Source organism: Williamsia muralis, assembly GCF_002735905.1.
Lineage (GTDB): Bacteria > Actinomycetota > Actinomycetes > Mycobacteriales > Mycobacteriaceae > Williamsia > Williamsia muralis_A.
The window spans coordinates 218,289-239,790 of sequence record NZ_PEBD01000005.1; the positions used below are offsets into that span (position 1 = coordinate 218,289).

General features: G+C 63.8%; 14 protein-coding genes. 5 read left to right on the top strand and 9 right to left on the bottom strand.

The genetic code is table 11. From position 1 onward, the window contains the following. Nucleotides 1–4 precede the first annotated feature (4 nt). The 8 genes from CSW57_RS07845 to CSW57_RS07880 form a co-directional block, all read right to left on the bottom strand. Nucleotides 5–832: an alpha/beta fold hydrolase gene (locus CSW57_RS07845; protein ID WP_099382269.1), complete on the bottom strand. Its 828-nt coding sequence runs from the start codon at nt 830–832 to the stop codon at nt 5–7. A gap of 22 nt (nt 833–854) precedes the next feature. Further along, on the bottom strand, nt 855–2,411 hold the full coding sequence (locus CSW57_RS07850) for a PfaD family polyunsaturated fatty acid/polyketide biosynthesis protein (protein WP_099382270.1): 1,557 nt from the start codon (nt 2,409–2,411) through the stop codon (nt 855–857). A 1-nt stretch (nt 2,412) separates the two neighbouring features. Then, entirely contained in the window at nt 2,413–4,449 is a 2,037-nt protein-coding gene (locus CSW57_RS07855) for a beta-ketoacyl synthase (protein WP_099382271.1), read from the bottom strand. Nucleotides 4,450–4,484: 35 nt separating this feature from the next. Beyond that, on the bottom strand, nt 4,485–10,787 hold the full coding sequence (locus CSW57_RS07860) for a type I polyketide synthase (RefSeq protein ID WP_223249117.1): 6,303 nt from the start codon (nt 10,785–10,787) through the stop codon (nt 4,485–4,487). Nucleotides 10,788–10,828: 41 nt separating this feature from the next. Next, nucleotides 10,829–11,434 (bottom strand): SGNH/GDSL hydrolase family protein, encoded by a 606-nt coding sequence (locus CSW57_RS07865; RefSeq protein ID WP_099382272.1) that lies wholly within the window; start codon nt 11,432–11,434, stop codon nt 10,829–10,831. Next, entirely contained in the window at nt 11,431–12,666 is a 1,236-nt protein-coding gene (locus CSW57_RS07870) for an NAD(P)/FAD-dependent oxidoreductase (protein ID WP_099382273.1), read from the bottom strand. Before CSW57_RS07870 ends, CSW57_RS07865 begins: the two co-directional genes overlap by 4 nt. Nucleotides 12,667–12,834: 168 nt before the next feature. Next, on the bottom strand, nt 12,835–14,517 hold the full coding sequence (locus CSW57_RS07875; protein WP_099382465.1) for an AMP-dependent synthetase/ligase: 1,683 nt from the start codon (nt 14,515–14,517) through the stop codon (nt 12,835–12,837). Nucleotides 14,518–14,600: 83 nt separating this feature from the next. Next, nucleotides 14,601–15,656: a LysR family transcriptional regulator gene (locus tag CSW57_RS07880; RefSeq protein ID WP_099382274.1), complete on the bottom strand. Its 1,056-nt coding sequence runs from the start codon at nt 15,654–15,656 to the stop codon at nt 14,601–14,603. 196 nt (nt 15,657–15,852) lie between these two features. Here CSW57_RS07880 and CSW57_RS07885 point away from each other — a divergent pair, with 196 nt between their 5' ends. From CSW57_RS07885 to CSW57_RS07900, 4 genes are all read left to right on the top strand, one after another. Further along, nucleotides 15,853–16,290, top strand: coding sequence for a hypothetical protein (locus CSW57_RS07885; RefSeq protein WP_099382275.1), 438 nt, complete (start codon nt 15,853–15,855; stop codon nt 16,288–16,290). A gap of 145 nt (nt 16,291–16,435) precedes the next feature. Next, nucleotides 16,436–16,993 (top strand): CsbD family protein, encoded by a 558-nt coding sequence (locus CSW57_RS07890; protein ID WP_099382276.1) that lies wholly within the window; start codon nt 16,436–16,438, stop codon nt 16,991–16,993. Nucleotides 16,994–17,026: 33 nt separating this feature from the next. Further along, on the top strand, nt 17,027–17,710 hold the full coding sequence (locus CSW57_RS07895) for an IF2 family translation initiation factor (protein ID WP_099382277.1): 684 nt from the start codon (nt 17,027–17,029) through the stop codon (nt 17,708–17,710). Between the two features lie 35 nt (nt 17,711–17,745). Then, a complete protein-coding gene (locus CSW57_RS07900) occupies nt 17,746–19,293 on the top strand; it encodes a Mur ligase family protein (RefSeq protein WP_223249118.1) in 1,548 nt (515 codons plus the stop codon). 35 nt (nt 19,294–19,328) lie between these two features. On the opposite strand, the gene CSW57_RS07905 is transcribed toward CSW57_RS07900, so the two are convergent. Further along, nucleotides 19,329–20,231: a manganese catalase family protein gene (locus CSW57_RS07905; protein ID WP_099382278.1), complete on the bottom strand. Its 903-nt coding sequence runs from the start codon at nt 20,229–20,231 to the stop codon at nt 19,329–19,331. A gap of 532 nt (nt 20,232–20,763) precedes the next feature. Between CSW57_RS07905 and CSW57_RS07910 the strand changes: the two genes are divergently transcribed. Next, complete coding sequence (locus CSW57_RS07910; protein ID WP_099382279.1) at nt 20,764–21,474, top strand: GAF and ANTAR domain-containing protein; 711 nt, start codon at nt 20,764–20,766, stop codon at nt 21,472–21,474. The last annotated feature ends 28 nt before the right edge of the window (nt 21,475–21,502 follow it).

Here is a 21,502-nt window from a genome sequence, read left to right on the forward strand (position 1 = left end):
TCGGTCACTGAGTTCGGGACACCTCGGCGAGAAAGTCCGCAAGATGAGCTGAAATCGCCCCCGGCTGTTCCACGGTGCTGCTGTGACCGCAGTTGTCGATAACCTGCAGTCGGGCCGTCGGTATCGACGATGCGATGTGTTCGGACTCCGACGGTGGCGTGGCGGCGTCATCCGCACCGACGAGCACAAGCGTCGGTACGGCGATCGCGCCGATCTCGTGATCTACCGAGGCGCGTTCGGCAACCCCGTACACCGCCTTGCGCACGCAACTGCGTTTCCGTTGTCCCACCGCTTGTCGCCAGCGATCGAGCGATGCTTTGTTCCGCGGATCTCGCCGATACGACGGGCCGAACATGTGAGGCGCGACCATCGATGCGATCGGTCCGAATCCGATCAATTGCTGCGTCCACGCCAGTCGCTTGTACTCCCGGACAGTGCCGGGCGTTTCGGCGCGGGCGCTGGTGTCCAACAGAGTGAGGGACCGAATCATCTCGGCGTGGCGGGCGCCGAGACGCAAACCGACAAATCCCCCCATCGAGAGCCCCACCCAGTGCACGGGCCCGATGTCGAGAGCCCGGAGCACGCCCAACGCATCCCTGGTGAGGGTCTCGATGTCATACCCGTCGACTGTCGGGGGTGAAGTTCCCTGCCCTCGCCAATCGAAGGCAACACACCTGTAGCGTCCCCGCAGCACCTCGACCTGAGCCTCGAACATCCTGCTGTCGAACAACAATCCGTGCGCAAACACCACTGTCTGCGCGCCGGGCACGCCCGCCGGCACACCCGTGTCGTGGTATCCGATGGTTGTACCGCCCACCACCACCTCGGGCATGCCTACTCCCTCGTCGAACGCACTACAGGGACGGCCAGTAGGTCGCACACTGCGGCGGGAAGTGCACACCCGCACCGCGCAGGATGCCCACCCGGGTGTGGAATGCGGCACCGGTCATGACGTGATGCGCGATGTCCGCGGCGCGACGGTTGCGGGCGGACGCCAGATGCGTTCCGGCCGCCCAGGAATTGAACGCTCCCATGGCCGGGCCGCACCACACTTGGTAGTCCGCTGTTCGGGTCTCGTCCCCACCGATGCTCCATCCCGACGAGAGGCCGAGGTACCACCGGAACACGAGCGCCATCCGGCGACGCGGGTTGTTCTGGGCGGCCGCGATCTGGTTCGGGTCACGTTCGGTGAAGTAACGCACGCACTCGTCCCAGACCGATTCCAGCGGCCGGCGGAAGATGTCGCGTTCGAGCCCGTCGCGCACCTTCTGCGGGATCGCGTCGATCGAGTCGTAAGCGCGGTACGCGTCGTACAGCTGAGCGGCGCGCCCGGCGAACATGGTCCCTCGCCGCAGTACCTGCACCTGCACCCCCATCTCGAACATGTCCGAGGACGGCGCCATCACGCAATCGGCTGAACCAGCGGTGGCCAATAGCTCTTTCGTGGCCGCGGAGGTACCCGCCTCCACGCTTGCCTGATTGATCGACCCTGTGACGACGTACGCCGCTCCCAGTCCGAAAGCCGCCGCGGCTGCCGCAGGCGTCCCGATGCTGCCCGCCGCCCCGATTCGAACATTCGCGGCGAGAGGTGATTCCCCGGCGATGCGGTCGCGCAGCGCGATGATCTCAGGTAATGCCACCAGCAATGGCCGGCGATCGGTGTGACCTCCCGAGTCCGCCTCGACGGTGACGTCATCGGCCATCGGTACCGATGCGGCCAGGTGGGCCGACTCCGCGGTGATGTCACCCGATTCCATGAGCTGGCGCAGCAACGCAGCGGGTGCCGGCCGTAAGAAGGCCTCTGCCACCTCGAGCCGGGACACCTTAGCCACCACCCTGTGCCCCCGGACGATTTCCCCGTCGGGAGCGGATCTGAGCCCGAGAACTCGATAGCGGACCAGTTCCGCCGTCATGGACATGAAGGCGGACGCCTCGACGCAGGTCACCCGATGGCGCAGGCACGCATCCACGATGGCGCGCTCGAGAGCGGGTTCGCTCGGACTGTGGATGACGTTGCAGGCGAACGGGGTATCGCGCAGTGTTGCCGTCAGCTCGGACAGCGCCGCATCGACCTTCGCCGGTACGACGCCTGCAGCGCCGTAGGAGGCAAGGTATCCGGCCTTGGCAAGCGCGCTGACCAGATCGGGCGACGCGATTCCATTGGCCATCGCGCCGGCCATGTATCCGTACCGCACACCGTGAAAATGCTGGAAGGATCGATCGCCGAGACGGTCAGGGGTCAACGGCCCGACGGCAGCGAGCACTTCTGACCGCGCAGCGACTGCCTCGTCGGACGTCACCCGGATGTCTTCTTTGTCCCGGATCACCCAGCATGGTCGCGAGAGGTCTGACAATGCTGCTGTCGTCTGGGCGATCTCATCGGTCCCGGATGTTGTGGAGGGCGCAACCATGTCAGATCCCTTCCCTGAGTTCAACCGAGATGTCGATGAGTTCGTAGATCCGCAAACCCGGTTTCCACAGCGACGCGTCTGCGACGACAACAACCGAGTTAAACTGGGGGCGAATGTTTTTCACGTGGACTTCCAGTTCACAATGACCGTCGTCCGGGACGAACTGACCGCGGTACTTCCAGTTGAAGGGCACGTTCTCGGGAATGTGGAACTGCGGGTCACGCCATTGCCGGTGCATCCCGGCATCCACCATCCACTCTTGGATGCACTGGATCACCGATTCGACGCCGAGCGAACCCGGTATCACCGGATCAAGGTAGAAGTGGCAGTCGAAGAACCACTCGTCTGCCTCGATGTCGCGGGTCATGTGCAGATACCCCTTGCCGTACTGGCCACCTCCGTCGACCACATCGACGTGGTCGACCAGAGCCAACGCCCCCGTGGAGCACAGCGGTTCGCGCCGGTCCCTACGTGCCGCCACATCGATGGTGCGTATCTGCGGTGCAGACTCCAGTGTCTCGAGCCAGTTCGGTCGATGGCGTCCTGCGTCGAGCCCGGTTTGATTGTCCAGGGCCGAATCGCTGAAATACCCGAACATCGTCGTGCCGCTGTAGAACTCATCTCCATCCACCCGAAGGGAGTAGTCGAAACTCTGCAGCGATGACCCGGGCATCAGCGTCGTCGACACGAGCGTCGAACTCTGATCGACCGTCTTTCCCCGGAGGTCGAGTCTGCGACTGACGGTGGCGGTTCCGCCGAGGTTTCGGAGTCGCAAGGTCTCTGTGGACCCGAGCGTGGGGCCGAGGTAGTAGCCCATCAGCAGAGCGGCCTGCAACGAGGTCTCCATGTAGACGAAGTGCGGCACAGATCCGTTTGCAGTGTCCTCCAGGTACCACGCGTCGGCAGGCACGTCGTATTCGGTGCGATAGTCCGCACCGGCGTCCCAATTGCCTCGTGTGCCGGAGAACTCTGTGACCCGGTCGACCAGCAACAGCCCTCCCGTGGGCAGCCGGGTGGCCCGGTTGCCGGTGTAGCGCGAGAACTCGGGTCCGAACGCGATCCCCTGATCACCACGGGCCAGATGCGCCATGTGGAACTCGCTCAACAGTGCCTGCCGGCCGGTTGTCGCCACGCGTCCGGTCCAGTCCTGCAGGTGACCGTTGGTACCGGGACCCAATGGGACACCATTGCGAGGTATGAAGTCAACGGTGACATCGAACCCGTTGTCCCGGGACGGCTCTAACCCATCAATACTCACGCGCGCCCGTAGATGCGGAATCGGGACGAGATCGATCTCCACCACGCGCAATGACAATCGTTGTGACGAAGGTGGATTCGGTGCGGTGCCGTGTGCCTGCGATTCGGCCACGCAATCGGACATACACAGATGCAGACCAACGAACACACCGAAAACCTCGGCCGCGGACCGTGCGGCCGCAACGGGGTCACCGTTGTACCTCACTGTGAGGCCGCCGAAGTCGGCCCCGCGTGGCGACGACTCGAGACCTTCGATGCTCTCTACCTGTCCGTGGGACGCGACCGTCAACATGCTGTTCGCGGCGATGGTTCGGCCGGTCGCATGATCGGTGGCGGTTTGGCGGTGCGTCGGACCGAACACCTGCTCGATCCCACCGCGGGTGAGTACATCGATGTCTTCAGAGGACAGCTCCCGTCTGGCAGATCGGGCCAGAGGTCGAAAACAGCGCACAGCAGCGAGTTCGGCAGCGCGAGTGGTGGAGAACGTGTCTACGGTCTCGGGCCACGTCTTTTCCCCCAGTTGTCTCGGTGCCGGGTTGAGGCCATCGCGCAGTGTCGCCCGTGCGACAGCCGACGCGGCAGCAATGGTGGCTTGGTGAGCACGGACAACACTGTCTCGGACTGCGGCCAGCGGTGCCATCGCCCCCACCGGCACAGTTTCACGCGGTGCGAGCGATTCGCGGGTACGGTTGCCGGCGGATCTCGGCGCGGCCTCCACCACGTCCGCGGGTCTGGCAGGTATGGGATTGAACACAATGCCGTCAAAGCGGATGTGTGCCATAAATCTTCCTGTCTTCGATGCGTGGTTCCCGGTGGTCAGTTCCACTGTCGGGCCGACTCAAGGAACAATGCTGAAAGGTCAGGCGCGGTGACCACCGAAACGTCGTTCCAGCGTTGCAAGACTGTGTTGTCTTGCGCGATCGCCACCGCATCAACAGTGGCCGACAACGCATCGCGCCTGAGATTGTCGGCGACGACGGTGAATGCCTCGCCGGTCGGCAGTTGGTGGTAGAAGTCAATGGAACCCACGCCCATCGGCAGGCACGCCGCTCCCAGCGCGCTGTGTGCGAGTACCGGTGGCACCTGCAGGATCAGGTCGGCTTGCACCGGATTGTGCAACATTCCCTGATACGCACCAAGCGCTACAACCGCTTCGGGTAGCGAGGCGGTGACCACCAATCGCGATTCGGACAACTCCAAGACCTCCGCGAGCCCACGAAGGGCTGGTCCGTGGAACTGCCGCCCCTCGTCGTAGATGAACTGAGCGTTCTTGCCGACGTGGCCCCAATCGGGATCAATTGTGATCATCGGCGGCTCGTTGTCGGCCAACAGGAGTTGAGCGACGTAATGAGGGATGAGGCGTTCGCCGTCAACACTCGTGACCCGGACCGACAACGTGGTCGCGTCGCGTGTCGGCTCGGCATGTACCAGCAGCTGCGGGGCCGTCGAACCCGACGGAAAGGAGACGCCATTGAGTACACGGAAGTCTCTGACCCCTCGGACGCATCGACCCGGCAACGCTCTCTCCGCCACGTTGATCATCGCGCCGAGTGCGAAAGTGGCAGGGAGTACTACCTTCTCGCCGATCCGGTGCGCCTCGATGATCGGGTGGCGCGCCAGATCCTCGATGACGCGGCGTGCGGTGAAGGCAACCGGATCCGGGGCGGATCTGGAAGCCAACGGACGCGTCGGACCGATCAGTACCACTACATCGTCCCTGCGTTCTACCGAGAACTGCTCTGCGAAAGCCACTGCGCCGGCCCGTGGGTGGAGTAATTCGACCCCGTTGTCGCGGAAGTGCGCCCGTAACACGTCATCGACCATGCCGGCGTCCCACGCTCCCCAATCGATCGCGGTGACGTGACGTTCCGGGTGCCGACGCTTCGTGGCAACCGCGAATCGCCCAAGGGCTTCGTTGGCGGTGGCGTAATCACTCTGGCCCCGATTGCCGAAGAGCCCGGCCACGGACGTGAACAACACCAGGTGTTCGACGGGCGAGTCGTCGGCGGCTGAGTCCAAGGAGTCCATCAGAGCGTCGATCCCACGCAGTTTCGGGGTGAGGACCCGCGCGATCTCTGAATCCTCTTTCGACGCGATCAGTGAGTCGGCAAGGACGCCCGCACCGTGAATGATGCCCGTGACCGACTGCCTGTAGGGCGCAAGCGCAGTGCGCAGTGCGTCGGCGTCGGTCACATCGACGCTCAGGTATTGCCCACGTTCTCCCAGCGCGTCCAGAGTTTCCCGGATCTCGCGTCCCGCCCGTACGCCGGCGCAGCGAGAGTTGATGTCGCGGGGCGTCAGTCCACTTCCGGCCAACGCCCTGATCGCCGCACCCTGTAGCGAGGCGTCGTCGACTCCTTGTGCCCAATCCGGGTCCGGTGAAGGATCGGTGCGCCCCAGAAGGATGAAGCGGGCTTCGGTGCGGGCGGCCAGTTCACGAACACAGAGGGCGGTCACGCCACGGGCTCCGCCGGACACCACCAGGAGATCGTTTGCGCCTACCGACATGTCGTGGAGCGGGTCCTCACCGACCGCAGACAACTCTGTGGCCGGGGCCCCGTGTCCGCTGGGAACCAGGGTGTGCCGCTCCCCCAGCTCACCGACACCAACCTCGAGGGTGTCGACCGCCGAATCGTGTGACTCGTCGATGATCGTCCGGGCTAACTGGTCCGGATCGACCAGAGGATTGACATCCACTGCGCGGCAGAACAGTTCGGGGCGTTCCGCAGCCAGTGTCTTCACTGCACCGCCGATGCCGGCGGCCATGGCCGCCACCGGGTCGACATCGAGGTCGCCGAAGCCGAGGGCACCGTCGACGGTGGTGACTGCCAGCAACGCGGCGCGCCGGCCCTTCGGGATCAGTGCTTTGGAGGCTGCCTTGATGGCGAGGATCGAGTCGGAGAGATCTAGTTGAGCCTCTGAGATCGTTGTCGGCTCACCCAGGATCACCACGCAGAGGTCAGCCTGCGAGTCCGTCGGCTGATCCGTTGCAGTCTCGGACGAACCGGGGGTGCCGGAGTGCGCTTGTGAGCCTGTCACCCGCCAGCGCTGTGCCCGCAGTGCTTCGGACAGCGCGTCGACGCGCCGGGAGCTGACGTTCCCGACGATGAACAGGGATGCGGTCGGATCAGTGGTGAATACGTCGACAGCGCGGTCGATCCGAGGCAGGGCGACGAGTTCGACCGGTGTTCGTTCGGCCGATGGAAGTACGTCGATCGGATCAGTCTGCTCTGAGGTCAGGGCGTGATCAGTGAGCCGCGGCGCCACCGCGGCCGGCGCTTTTGGGTAAGCATCACTCCCCTCGGAGATGACCTCGACGATTTGGTCGATCGTTCGAAGCTCACCGAGTTGCTCGGGGCCCAGACTCGGGAGGTGCGGGAACCGCTCCTGTACCGCTCCGAGCACCTGAACCCGCTTGATCGAGTCGACGCCCAGGTCGGACTCCAGATCCATCGTGCTGCCGATCATCTCGACCGGATACCCGGTCTTTTCGGCGATGACCTCCCTAAGGGCGGTGTGGAGATCGTCGGCAGCAGCCTCGTGTCCGTCCACTGCCGGCACGCTTGGGGCCGCGGGGGGCTCGGCGGCCGGCTCCGACAGATCTGAACCGGGTATCGAGGGCTCGGCCGGAGGCGTCGAGGTGGTGCTGACCGGTGCGGCATTGTCCTGACGAGCAGTGTGCGCGGCCGGGGCGTTCGTCGTCTGATCGGACCGTGCCGGCTCCGTGTCAACTGGTGCGGAGATGGCGGGCGCCGGCGACGACTGAACGGTGACAGACCGCCGAGCGCGGGCAGGGACCGCAGTTGTCTCGGGCGACAGCCCTGCTTCGAGTTCGGCGAGCCCGACCAACACGTGTGCCGCTTGGGAATGGCTGTCGCTCAACGCCACCGACTGATTGCTGACCGCTTCGATCGCCCGGATAGATCCGTCGTCGAGGTTGCCGCGACGCAGCGCGTCGGCGAGGTCGCGAGCGATTCCGAGTTGGGCCCCCAGGAACTCGCGGTGGGTGTCGAGGTGCTGGTTCAATGCCGAGTTCAGGTGACCGTCATTCGGGTCCCCGGCGCGGGAAAGGTGTTGTGTCACTGTGAACTCCTCAGGACGTTCTGCGGGTGTGTGTGGTGTGGTCGTCGGGTGTTCGTCGGCACCGAGCGGATCGGGGTGGACCGGATCGGGTCGAACGGGATCATCGAGGTCGTCGGCGCCGACCGTCTTGATCCGATAGCCGTTGGCCAGTACGTCGGCGTACGCCTTACGACGGGTTTCCGGAACGTATTCCGGTGCTGAGATGGTGACCGCCATCGCCGACGTGCGCGGTGGGGCCGGCGGGTCGGCCTGATACCGATTGATGCCGGACAACGGCATCCCCAACACCGCCAGAGCGACCGCGGCCCGTTTGAGCCCGAGGTCCCCGTCTCCCATCGGTCCGATGTCGGTGGAAATCGCGATGACCTCATCGCCCAGCGTGCGCCGAACCAGAGACGTGAGCACCTGTTTGGGTCCGAACTCGACGAAGGTCGTGCAGCCCGCGTCGCGCATACCTCGGAGAACCGCCACGAACTCGACGGGGTGCATCAATTGGTCGACGAGGATGTCGGCGTTGCCTGCAGCATCGGGTCCGTAGACACGTTCGGGATCGTTTCCGTACACCGCGCCCTGGGGGGCACCGATGGTGACCGAGTCCACCGCCTCACGGAACGTGCCGGTGGCGTGTGCGACGTACGGCGTATGGAACGCTGCCGACACCGGCAATGTCCTTGTGTTCCAGCCGAGCTCAGCGCACTGTTCGGCGAAATCCGCCACGGCGTCACTGCCACCACCGACCACCACTTGGTCGGGGGCGTTGTGATTGCACACGTAAACGTCGTCGGTGCGGTCGACCAGCTCGTCGACGTCGGAGCGCGACGCGCGGACGGCCAGCATCACCCCCCGGTCTGAGCCCGATTCTTTCGCCATCGCGGCGCCGCGAGCGCGCGCCAGTCGGAAGTAGTCCCCGGTCTCCAGTGCGCCGGACGCCCAGAGCGCGCCGAGCTCCCCGAAACTGTGTCCGCCGAACGCCTCCGCGGTGAAGCCCAGTTCTGACAGGAATCGGTACTGACCGACCGATACCGCACCGATCGCCGGTTGCGCATGCTCGGTGAGTTTGAGTAGCTCCTCCTGCTCGGCCCGTTCATCATCGTCGAAGGCCGGAGGAGGGAACACGATGGAGCCGAGTCGGCGCTCCACACCCTCGAAAGCGGCGTTGGCGTCATCCAAGGCCCCTGCCACCGGGGGTAGGTTCATGGCCGAGGACGCCGCCATGTTGACGTACTGGCTGCCCTGCCCGGAGAACAGTGCGCCCACCTTGAGGTCGGCCTGCGCATGCCGGCGAAAGTATATGCCCTCTGGGTGATTCCAGGCCGGTGAGCCAGCGTCGCGCGCTAAGGTCTCCAACGCGACCTCGATGAGCCGGCTGCGCTGCTCCTCGTCGACCCACACGAAGCCGATCCTGGCGTCGGTTGCCGGGATGTCGCCCCCGTCGACAGGCGAACCGCTCTGGAGTTCCTCGATGAGCGCCGGCACGTCCTGCGCGTGCCAGAGCGAAGCCGTCGGCGTCTGGTGCCAGGTCCGCACCCCACTTCGGTCCGTATCGGCTTCCTCGAGAACCATGTGAAAGTTCGTGCCGCCGAATCCCATTGCCGAGACCGCCGCCCTGCGCACCGGGCGATGTGGATCAAGCACCCATGGACGGGTGAGACTGTTGACGTAGTACGGCGCGCCATCTGTGATGACCGGGTTGGGACGACTCACGTTGATGGTGCCCGGCAGGATCTTGTGATGCAGAGCCAGCGCCAGTTTGATCAGACTGGCTGTACCGGCTGCGCCCTTGGTGTGCCCGATCTGCGATTTGACACTACCGAGCGCAGCAAACGCCTCCTCATCGGTGTTGGCACGCAGCATCTTTCCGAGTGCTGTGAGTTCGGTCTTGTCGCCGACTGCTGTACCGGTGGCGTGTGCCTCGAACAGTTCGACCGACGAAGGCTCGCAGCAGGCATCGTCGTACGCACGTTGGAGCGCCACTCGCTGGCCATCGGCGTGGGGAGCGTAGATGCTGTTGGATCGTCCGTCACTCGATGACCCGATTCCCTTGATGACCGCATAGACCTTGTTGCCGTCCCGACGTGCGTCCGACAGTCGACGCAGGGCAAGCATGCAGATGCCTTCACCGAGCAGCGTGCCGTCGGCGTTGTCGGAGAAGGGGCTGATCTGCCCGGTAGGCGACAGCGCGCCCACCTTGGAGAAACAGAGGTAGATGAAGATCGAGTTCTCGGTGTCGACACCACCGGTGATCATCGTGTCTGCTCTGCCGTCGACCAGCTCCGCGATCGCGGTACGAATGGCTGCGAGCGAGGCGGCGCAGGCGGCATCGACGGTGCAGTTCATACCGCCGAGTCCGAACCTGTTCGCGATCCTCCCTGCGACGACGTTGGCGAGGAGGCCGGGAAACGAGTTCTCCTCCCACGGTGCGAAGGCGGCCACGTACTTTTCTGCAACGGCCTCGGTGTCGGCCTCGCTGAGACCACAGCTACGAGCGGCCGCCTTGAGGACCGGTGTCGACAGCCGGGCGGCAAGAGGGTGCATCAGCGGCACCGGACCGGTGGTGCCGATGACGACGCCGGTGCGCGAAGGGTCGTACCAGGAGGAATCCTTGGCGCCGGCGTCGCCGAGGAGGTCACGGACAACACCGAGACTCAGAGTCTGCATGGTGCTGGTCACCTCGAGCTGATTCGGTGGCATACCGAACTCGACAGGATCGAACTCGACGTCCGGGATGAACGCACCCCGATTGGAATAGGTCTTGTCGGGCGCAGTCCTGTCGGCGTCGTAGTAGTCCTCCAGGTCCCATCGCGACTGCGGCACCTCGGTGGTGCAGTCCTTCCCGTCGACGATGTTCTGCCAGTAGTCTCGGATGTTCTTTGCGCCCGGTAGCAGTGCTGACATGCCGACGATCGCGATCGGGGTGTCAGCCAACCGCCGGTTCACATATTCGGTGTCGGGTACATCGGACGGCGTCGAATCGTTTCTGGGATTGCTCGATTCGGGGCCGTGGCCCGCCGTGTCGTGGGGTGATGCGAGTGTCACGTCTGTCTCCACTGGAGTTGGTGGTGCGAGGATCGATCGGGTCAGGCCGCGAGGTCCGTGTCCGCACGCCGTGCGATGGTTGCCGCGATGGATTGCGCAAAAGTGCTGTGTCCCAGCGCATTGGGGTGCAATCCGTCTGCCGACCAGAGGTCACTGCGCGCCCACTGCCGGTCGGCAGCGATGTCGAGCAGTACTGTTCCGGTCCGGTCGCACACGTCGGCCAGTACGGTGTTCGCGTACTGGAAGCGTTCGCGGAGCAGATCGGCGAACGATGCGGGAACCGGTAGACGAGCCGGGATATCAGGGTAGGTGGCCGTGAACACGGTCGGTGATACAGCGCTCAATGTCTCGAAGATGGTGTTTACGTTGTCGCTGAATCGATTTCGATCGAAGTGGCTGACAAGATCGTTGACACCCACGATGACTCCGGTCAATGGTGCCCGCGCACTGACTGCCCGCTCTAGTTGGTCGCTGACCACAACGGAGCTGGTGGCGCCGTGCGCGCCGAGGTTGCAGACCTTGGCCGAGCGGAGGCCGAGTTGGCCGGCAAGTCGCGGAACCCATCCGCGGAAGCCGCCACCGGCATTCTCATCACCCCGGCCTTCGACGAAACTGTCGCCGATGGCACATAGCCCGTAGCCGCTCATGCCTGGACCAGGTGCCGATCGCCGACCGGCAGATCGACGGTTGCGTACAACTCTGCGAGATTGTCTGGAGCGAAGAACTCTTCACCCGGGTATCCACCGGCAATGAGACCGAAGAACTTCGTCGTGTACTCAGGGCTCTTGCTCGCAGCCCGGAAGACCGAGTCGTAGTACGGGGTCAAGGAGAGCTCCGAGATGCTCTTGGTGAGTTCGTACGTCCCGGCACTTTGGGCGTCCCGGTCGGCTTGGTAGGAGGCGAGGGCGTCGTACAACGGGCGCTGGCCGCCCAGGCCTTCCACCAGGCGATGCGCGAGCATCTCGCCGTACTTGAAGGCGTCGGTGATGCCCCAGCCCGTGAATGGGTCCTTGTGATAGCCGGCGTCGCCCACCAAGGCCCACCCCGGGCCGAAAGAGGTACGGCGGTAGTTGTCCGGGTAGGTCATCGGCCGCAACCGCTCCACCCGGGTGCCGTTGTCACGGAGGCTCTCTCCGTACTTCGGGTCGATGGCGTCCACGATCTCCTGGATGTTCGTATCGGGGTCCTTACGGAACTCCTTGAGACGGTCGCGCTTGCGCATCACGGCAACAAGGTAGAGATCGTCGTTCGTCGGCCATGCGGCGAACTGCTGTTCCCCGAAACCGGTGCGATGTTGCATGCCCCAGTCGAGGCCGGAGTAGTACGAGTAGTAGACGAAGCATGCGCCGGCCGATTGGTCGTACTTCTGGGCGTCGACACGCTTGGCCACAGTGGAGTTCGCGCCGTCGGCTCCGACCACGAAGGCAGCTCTGAACTCTTCGGCGGATCCACCGGCGCGGCTGCCGCGGATACCCACCACCTGATCACCTTCGAAGATCAGGTCGCGCACAGTGAATCCCTCGATCATCTCGGCGCCGGCTTCGCGTGCGGCGTCGACGAGAATGGAGTCGAGCACAGTCCGGCGAGGGCAGTACACGGCATCGATTCCGTCGATCGGGTCTGCCATTCCGCTCAGTGCGATGTCGGTGTAAGAGAAGTTCAGGTGCCGAATGGGCGGGCAGCCGCTGGCGATCACCCGGTCGAGCAATCCCCAATCCTGCAGTCGGGACAGCCCGGCCTGGTGGATGTAATGGGTGGAGACCGTGTCGCTCGGGAATGTTGCCCCGTCGACCGCGAGTACCTTGAGTCCACTGCGTGCCAACAGCATTGCCACCGACGATCCCGAAACCCGGGTGCCGACCACGATTACGTCGTACATGCGATTCTCCCTGCGATCAGTGCGATCTGATGTGTGATGACTTCAGTCTTCTGCGGAACGGATGAGGGCTCCAGGCCGTCATGCGTAGTCTCATCGGTCTATCGACGTAAGCTATTGCCAGCTAACAGGTTTCAGAATTCATCCTGCGTTCATGCTGCTACAGACTGGTTACACCCGGATTGCGTACAGCTCATCGACAAGGTGCCGATGTGTGTCGATGATGTTGGTGCGCCTGAGTTTCAGCGATGAGGTCAGGAGGCCTTCTTGCACCGTGAAGTCACCTTCGACGATTCGGAACTCGCGAATGGACTCGGCACGCGACACCAGGCTGTTGGCATCGTCGATCGCCTGCTGCACAGCGCGGGTCAACCGTGTATCCGTGAGGTCGTCGGTGGCGTCGGTCGTTTCTTTTCGCCATCGGGCGTACTGGGCCTGATCCAGCGTCACCAGTGCGGTGACAAATGGTCGGCCGTCGGCGATGACGATGCAATTGCTCACCAACGGGTGCAGGCGGATCCTGTCCTCGAGTGGCGTGGGGGCGACGTTCTTTCCCCCGCTGGTCACCAGGATCTCCTTCTTGCGGCCCGTGATGACGAGATACCCGTCGGCGTCCAGCTCGCCGATGTCGCCGGTGTGGAGCCATCCCTCCGCGTCCACGGCGGTCTTGTCCGCGGCGGCGCCCCAGTACCCACGGCTGACGTTGGCTCCTCCCACAAGCACTTCGCCGTCGTCGGCGATCGCGACCGTCGTCCCCGGAATAGGGCGTCCCACAGTGCCGACCCGGTTGGTCATGGGCTCGTTGACCGTCACTGCGGTGGCGGTCTCGGTCATGCCGTAGCAGTTGAGGAGTCGCACACCGAACCCCGCATAGAACGCAACTGTCGTCGCATCGAGCGATGCACCACCCGAGATCACGTTGGTCAGGCGACCGCCGAGCAATCCGGCAACGGGTTCGGCGGCGTCGAGTTCGGTCGACGTCAACGCCGTGTGACCACGCGCGATCGCTCCGGCCTCGTCTGCCGGGGTGAGGCCTTGCCGGGCGATCTTGCGGATCTTCTCCAGTGCGTAGGGCACCAGGGCGAGAAAGCTCGGCGAGATCGACGGAAGTTGCGGGATCAGCTCCGGGATGCTGCTGATGAAGTGGGTCTTGGTGCCGCCCAGCAAACCGGCGAACAAGATCGTCTGACCGAACACGTGCGACAGAGGCAAAGCCAGAGCTGTCACCGCGGTTGGATCGACGAACATGTCACCGGTTCGCAGCACTGTGTTCGACGCCGCTGCGAACATGTTGCGGTGGGAGATGACACATCCCTTTGCGGGACCCGTTGTGCCGCTGGTGTATACGATCATCGCGACGTCGTCGGCCACACACGCTGCCAAGGTGTCCTCGATGTCGAGCGCGGCCGCCGACGCGTCGATCAGATCGTCGAATGTGATCGCCGGTACTCCCCCTTCGACGAGTCGATGACTGTCCGTGTCCGTGTCGGCAATGCCCAGTACCGCCCCTGAATCGGCCAGAATGTGCGCGATCTGCTGGGCGGACGAGGTCGGGTACACCGGAACCACCACGGCTCCGAGCGCGAGAACAGCAAGGTCGGTCAGCACCCAGTCGAGGCTGGTTGTCGACAGGATCGCGACCCGATCACCCCGGCGTACACCACGCTCGGAGAGGATCCCAGCACGCTGGCGAACCTCGTCGTCGGCCTGAGCGCCGGACAGCGCGGGACCATCTGCACCCGCGACAAGTATTTGCCGTAAAGAATTGCTTCCGAATACTTTTCGAACCCGGTCGTACAGGTTCTCGTCGGCCAGGAGGTCAAGGCCAGTACCGCCGTGCGATATCTGCTTCATGAGAACCATGGTTGTTCGTGGCCTTCCGGCAGGGCAGTACGAGCGTCACTTTCCGACCGTGCCAGAGGTTTTGCCTATGGCAGTCAGTGAGCGATAGCAATCCGGTGGCCCGGGCCGGCCGGAGATTGTGCCGGAACCCGCGACGACGAGGTCCTGGACAACACATTCTGAGACTTCGCATCTGGAGGATTGTTCTGTGACTGAGATGCCAACGTACCGGCGCGCCTGGCTGTTTCGTCTTCGTCACATATCTCGTCGACGCATTCGACGAAGGCATCCACCGCGCTGTTCACCGTGGAAGCCGACCACACCATGTACAGGTCGATGGTGGGAATCGGGTCGATGAGTTTGACCGCCACGGAGGACGCACCCGCGGTGCCCATACCCACTGCCGCCGCCCGCGACAGCGATGCGAATGCGACATACGGTTTCACCGCAACCATGTGCGCTGTTCCACTCGGGTCGTCCGAGGTCTGCGCGATCGTCAGTGAGACCCCTGCCTCGGTCGCTGCCGCGACGATCACGTCATACATCGCGGGGCACTGTTCGCGGGCGAACAGCACGCATCGTTCGGCGGCCAGCTCCGCGCATTGCACGCTCGACCGGCCGGCCCACGGATGCGAGCGACCGACCACGGCCACGATGGGAACCTTGGACAACAGCAACCTGGCCCGCAATCCCGGCAGCTGCGGCCGACCATAAACCAGGGCGACGTCGAGCGAACCGTCCTGGAGCCCGCCGAGTTGTGGACCCGTGCGCTTCTCCCACAGCGACACCGCCATCCTGGGGTGCCGCTCGTTGAGCCTGGTCAACGCCGCGGGCAGGACGTGTCTGCTCGCCGGGAAGTTGTATCCGATGTTCAGGGATCCGACCTGGCCGGCGGCTGTCGACTTCGCGACATCGACAGCCTTTTCCATCTGTGCGACCACCACTCTGGCCTGTTTGGCGAACTCGACACCAGACGAGGTCAATTGGACTTCGTGTGACGTGCGGACCACGAGCGTGACACCCAGTGACTTCTCCAGCTTCTGCAGTTGTGCACTGAGCGACGGCTGTGACAGATGCAGACGTGCGGCGGCCCGGCCGAAATGCAATTCTTCAGCGAGGGTGATGAATGACTTGAGATGTCGAAAATCCATTGCGCCCCCTTACCTGGACTCGCTCGGAAGACTAGCGAGGCCGGGTGACCCACGGTGAAACGTCAGGTGCCCCCTCGGTGTCGAAGGAACCAAGCCCCATACCGGAATCGACATGCGTGTGTGTCCCGTCACCTGCGACAGCAGTCGGGACTGTGCGGGGTGGGATATTTTGTCCGCACTTGGGTACAGATCGCACGTGTCGAATAATCATGAATCCGCGCCCCTTGATCAGCGCCGGCCCGAAGGGGTGACCGACGCAACCGTATCGGCCGTCGGGAAGGTATCTGAAGCTCTCGAATGCGCCGATCGTGCGCGTGGGCACCTCTACTCCTTCCACCAGCTCGTGGGTCACGCCGACCTCCTGCTCGGTGAGGCGGTCGAGGCACTACGTGATGCTGGCCACCATGAGCAGGCCGACCGGCTGGAGGAAGACATGGTCGGTCGGAACGTGATCGAAGACAGGTGGACCTTCCAGATCGTCGAAGTCTTCGACGACAACTACTGGTCGCAGTTTCGAGAGCACGACCGACAGATCAGGGATGAACTCCAAGGCGGTGTCCGACATGTGTTCGAGGCAGAGATGAAGCAGCGTCGGCGCACCCACGGCCGACGCCATCACGAAGAGAAGCCCTGACCAGCGAACCATTCTGTGGTCCCGGTCACATTGGCGGGCCATATCCGGTTCAAACGGCTCGCCGCGGGGAACCACTTGTCCGCAGACACCCACCGAGACTCACACCGAGTACTCGAATCGATGTCATCAGAAGGAGTCTTTTCAGATGAACGAGGACAGCAAGGCCGACCAGGCCCGCAAGGGCCTCTTCGACTCGGTCAAAGGCAAGGCCAAAGAAGTCGCCGGCGCCGTGACCGGCAACGATTCGCTGACCGCCGAAGGCCAACTCGAGCAGACCCAGGCCCAGCAACGCAAAGAAGCCAACAGCGTCGAGGCGGTCGCGGATGCCGAGGCCGAGCAGGCACGGGCCCAGGCCCAGAAAGCCCGCGCCGAGAGCGCCGAAGAGCGCATCGAGGTGAGCGCGGAGACAGCGGCAGCGGAGCGCGCTGCTCATGAGGCGCAGCAAGCTCAGAAACGTGCCGCAGAGCAGCAGGAACAGAAGAAGGTGGCGGTCGAGCAGACCCAGGCCGAGCTCGACGCCCGTGCCAAGGAGCAGCAGGCAAGAGCCGAGGAGCGTGCTGAGCTCGCCGATGCTGCCGACGATGTGGTCGAGGCCGCCGATGAGCATCAGGAGTCGGTGAAGGAGGCTTCAGACGCGCAGGCGGAGGCCGACCGTATTCGCCGCCAGGCTGACGGCCTCACCGATCAGGCAGACCTTTCCTAGAGCAACGTGCTCATCAGACCCAGGAGTACCCCCATGAACGTCATCCAAGTTCCGTTCGCAGTACTACGCGTGCAGTATAAGATCGCGCGATTCCCGTTGCAGTTGATCGAGGACCGAGTCGTGTCGCGGCTCGACTCCGAGGCACCGGCACGCCTTCTCTACGAGCGTTCGCTCGGAGTGCTCGATTCCACGGTCGGCGGCCTGTTAGGTGACCCGGCGATCGAGAAGCGCGGTTCGGCTCTGACCGAGCGCAGCGAGAAGCTGGGCCGTGCGGCGCAGCTCGAAGAAGAGGCGACACGCAAGCGCCAGCAGGCCGACGCTGAGCTGAAGGCCAAGCGTGACAACGCGATCAACGAGCAGAAGCAGGCCCGCGAGAACAAGCAGCGCGAGATCAAAGAAGCGGAGCAGTCAGCCGCCGAGCGCAAGCAGGCCGCAGAGGAGGCCGCTGAGCAAAGAACTGCCAAGGCGAAACAACAGGCAGACGAGCTGGCCGCCAAACGCAAGCAGGCAGCCGAGGCGGCAAAGCGCGACGAGCAGGCGAAGATCAAGGCCGCCGAAGACAAGGCGACCGCAGCTGCGAAGGCGAAGGCGCAGGACGCCGCCGCCAAGCGTGACGACGCCGAGAGCAAGCGTGCACAGGCCGATCGTGTGGAGAAATTGGCCGACGCCGAGAAGTCGAAGCGGCAGGCCGAGCGCGCCAACAACAACAAGAACTGAGAGTGGGTCGGGCTCACAGGCAGGTCTACAAGTAGATGACCCAGGCGCGTGAGCCCGAATCCGGCCGGATCGGACGGCACAGTCACAACTACATGACGATCGGCGACGTGGCTGAATTCCTGCGTGCGCCCGTGAACATCGACGACGACCCCCTGACGCCAGAGCACCTCGCCTCTGGCGTCAGCGTCGATTCGAGGCAGGTTCGGCCGGGCGACATCTATGTGGCGTTGCCTGGCAATCGATTCCACGGAATGGACTTTGTCGGCGAAGCCGCGAGACGGGGGGCCGTCGCGGTGGTCAGTGATCTGCCCACAGCGATATTGCCTGCGCTGGTGGTGGCCAGACCGCGGGCGGTGCTCGGTCCGCTGGCCTCGGCCGTCTATGGGAGTCCCTCACGCGATATGGACGTCTACGGCGTGACCGGCACAAACGGGAAGACGTCCGTTGCCTACCTGCTCGATGCCGCACTCACAGCAAACAGCCGGACCACCGGTCTGATCACGGGCGTTGACGTCCGAGGCCCGCGAACGAGCTATCCCGGGGTACGGACCACTCCCGAAGCGCCGCTACTGCAAGAGACTCTGGCGTCGTTCCGCGACCAAGGCGTCGACGCGGTGGCATTCGAGGCATCAAGTCACGGTTTGGCGTACGGCAGGGTCGATGGCACGTACCTGCGTGCGGGCGTCTTCACGAATCTTTCCCCGGACCATCTCGATTTCCACCCGAACATGGACGAGTACTTCAGGGTCAAGGCTTCCCTCTTCCGCGCCGAGCGGTGCCGGTTGGGTGTGATCAACGTCGACGACGAGTACGGCAGACGGCTCGCCGCCCAGATCGATACCGAGATGGTGAGCGTGTCCGCTGCCGATCCGGCAGCCGACTTCTACGTCGAGCATGTACGAGCACACGCGCGCGGAACCTCATTCACCTTGCGCAGCCCTTACGGCCGCTTCCCTGTTCATCTGCAATTGCTCGGATCTGCGCAGGCGGTCAATGCATCGGCTGCGATTGCGGCGGTCGCCGCCACCGGGAATGACATCGTCTCCGCTATTGGCGGTGTCGAGGTGCTCAGCGGCATACCGGGCCGGCTCGAGTCCGTCGACGCGGGCCAGCCGTTCCTGGCGTTCGTCGACTACATGCACAACGGCGCAGGCCAGCGGACGGTGCTTCCATTCCTTCGGTCCCTGACGTCCCGGCGGGTCATCGCAGTGATCGGAGCAACCGGCGACCGAGACCCCGGCAAACGGGTCCCACTCGGCTTCAACGCCGCAGGCATGGCGGACATCGTGATAGTCACCGACGAGAGTCCATACTCCGAAGACCCCGCTACGCTGCGCGCGTCTGTGGTCGCCGGAGCCAGGTCAGCCCGGGCAGCCCATGTCATCGAACAACCGGGCCGCGCCAGTGCAATCGACCTCGCCATCGGCCTCGCGGAGAAGGGCGACGTTGTGGTGGTAGCCGGACGTGGTCACTCGCCCACCCTCATCTCTGGTGAGCGAAGTGAACCCTTCGATGATCGAGCGGTGGTGCGCGACGCGATTCTGCATCGGTCGCCACAACGCAGACAGCTGCCGACCGGATGAACCGGCCGGCAGCTGTCGACAAGACGATTGCGTGATCAGTCCGGGATTGCGTCCTTCAGCTTGCCCATGACGCCTTTTTCGGTACCGAGTTGAGCATTCTGCGGCGTGCCTTTCGAACCGTCGTAGGTGGAATACAGTTTCGGATCCGGCGGCGGGGCGGACGCCTTGTTTCCGAGTGGCTGGGGATCGGCGAGGAACCCCATCTGGTGAATGCCGTCGGGGGCAGTGCGATTAGCCCATCCCCCGGTCGACGAGAACTCTCCGTCCGACAGATGCCAGATGTCGGTGGCGTGCTCTGCGTGCTCTTCATCGAGGAGCGCATCAGGGGCGACCACACTGGCCAGACCATCAGCCTGCAACTCCTCGATCGCCGCCAGCCAGAGGTTCTGATGGTGTGTGTCGCGGGCCAGGTTGAACTTGAGCATGGCCTTCACGCCCGGGTCGTCAGTCATGTTGTAGAGGCGTGCCGTCTGCAGACGACCCTGCGACTCCGCGGTGACATTCGCACGGAAGTCGGCCAGCAGGTTTCCGCTCGCGATGACATACCGTCCGTTCCAGGGGTAACCGTTGCTGTCGGCGGGAAGTGCGCCGCCACCGGCCACGATTGCCTGCTGCGGGTCCATCCCGCCCATCACCGCGGCAACCACGGGGTCGCCACCGGCAGCCTTGCTGGACTCGGTTGCCGGCGCGCCCTCGAGAAGGCGCGCGACCATGACCGCCAGCATCTCCACGTGGCCGATCTCCTCGGTCGCGATGTCCATGATCAGGTCCTTGTACTTGCCCTCCATGCGGCAATTCCAGCCCTGGAACAGGTACTGCATGGTCACTGTCATCTCGCCGAACGCGCCGCCGATGAGCTCTTGCAGTTTGTGCGCATAGACAGGGTCCGGCTTTTCTGGCTTGACGTCGAATTGCAGGTAGTCGGTGTGCTTGAACATGGTTCCTCTTTCAATCGGAATTTAGGGTTCCTGATTGCAAGGCACAGGTTCACAGGTCGATACCGAGGTGTCGCCCCCTAAGACACGCGAGGCGTCTGATGAACCCGACCTTGCGGCGATGCCCGGCCATGCTCGTTTCTCGACTGCGGGTTGCGTCGAACACCACCTAGCGGTCGCCTGTTGTCCAACCGAACATGAACAACCGCTTCCATCGCGTTACCCGGCAACAAAGGCAGCCAAACCAGCCGATGCCCTTACACCGAGAATGCGGCCACTTCGACTCGGCGGCGGTACGGTGAGGTGATCGTGAGCATGGTCTAAACCCGGCGTTGCTTGCCCGCACACGGTGCCAGGAATGGTGCGGATGCCTGTTTCGAGTGAAACGTCAACGCAGACTAAGCATCTGCAATTTTGCGATCGCGGCGACGATGGCTCGGCGTCGCATCTGCAGACCGGGCCATCTCCGTAGGGCGACAGAGATCGACGTACAACAAAATCCTGCTCGACGGCCAGATGGCCCTAGGAGGCGACCATGACCAACCAAACTGATGACGCACGAAGCGTCCATGCGGCCATTGCGGAGTTGGCCCGGCAACTTCACGCCAGCGAACAACGTGATCTGCAGGGTGTGCTGGCAAACGTCGCCGAGGGTGCGGTGTCGAACGTGCCTGGTGCGGAGTATGCCGGCATCACCGTCACAACCAATCGGGATACGATGACAACTCAGGTGGCCACGGATCCGATTGCCGAGTTGCACAACGATATTCAAATCAAGCACGGGCAGGGACCATGCCTGGTCGCCGCCTGGGACCAGCCCGTTGTCCGAGTCAACGACCTCACTTCCGAGACTCGATGGCCGGCTTACGCGGCAGACGCGGTCGCGCTCACTCCCTTTCGTTCGCTCATGTCTTTCCGGCTGTACACGCACAGCGAGACGCTGGGTTCGTTGACGCTCTACTCGCGCGCCCCACTCGCATTCACCGAAGAATCCGAGGAGATCGGCCAGGTCTACGCGGCACATGCCGCGGTGGCATGGGCCGCCACCGAACGGGGTTCACAGTTCATGAGCGCTCTGGCCAGTCGCGACATCATCGGACAGGCCAAGGGCATGATCATGGAGCGTTTCGACATCGATGCGGTACAAGCTTTCGAGTTGCTCCGCAAACTGTCGCAGGACACCAATACTCCCCTCGCCCGATTGGCAGCCGATCTGGTCCACAAAGACCATCCGCCGAAGCAATGAAGACGACGCCCACACATAGAATCGAGAA

Bases quoted from the DNA above. Each gene is read 5' to 3' on its own strand.
- CSW57_RS07880 (WP_099382274.1), bottom strand. From the start codon at position 15,656: ATGGATTTTCGACATCTCAAGTCATTCATCACCCTCGCTGAAGAATTG.
- CSW57_RS07845 (WP_099382269.1), bottom strand. From the start codon at position 832: ATGCCCGAGGTGGTGGTGGGCGGTACAACCATCGGATACCACGACACG.
- CSW57_RS07850 (WP_099382270.1), bottom strand. From the start codon at position 2,411: ATGGTTGCGCCCTCCACAACATCCGGGACCGATGAGATCGCCCAGACG.
- CSW57_RS07870 (WP_099382273.1), bottom strand. From the start codon at position 12,666: ATGTACGACGTAATCGTGGTCGGCACCCGGGTTTCGGGATCGTCGGTG.
- CSW57_RS07910 (WP_099382279.1), top strand. From the start codon at position 20,764: ATGACCAACCAAACTGATGACGCACGAAGCGTCCATGCGGCCATTGCG.
- CSW57_RS07890 (WP_099382276.1), top strand. From the start codon at position 16,436: ATGAACGAGGACAGCAAGGCCGACCAGGCCCGCAAGGGCCTCTTCGAC.
- CSW57_RS07900 (WP_223249118.1), top strand. From the start codon at position 17,746: ATGACCCAGGCGCGTGAGCCCGAATCCGGCCGGATCGGACGGCACAGT.
- CSW57_RS07895 (WP_099382277.1), top strand. From the start codon at position 17,027: ATGAACGTCATCCAAGTTCCGTTCGCAGTACTACGCGTGCAGTATAAG.
- CSW57_RS07905 (WP_099382278.1), bottom strand. From the start codon at position 20,231: ATGTTCAAGCACACCGACTACCTGCAATTCGACGTCAAGCCAGAAAAG.
- CSW57_RS07865 (WP_099382272.1), bottom strand. From the start codon at position 11,434: ATGAGCGGCTACGGGCTATGTGCCATCGGCGACAGTTTCGTCGAAGGC.
- CSW57_RS07855 (WP_099382271.1), bottom strand. From the start codon at position 4,449: ATGGCACACATCCGCTTTGACGGCATTGTGTTCAATCCCATACCTGCC.
- CSW57_RS07875 (WP_099382465.1), bottom strand. From the start codon at position 14,517: ATGAAGCAGATATCGCACGGCGGTACTGGCCTTGACCTCCTGGCCGAC.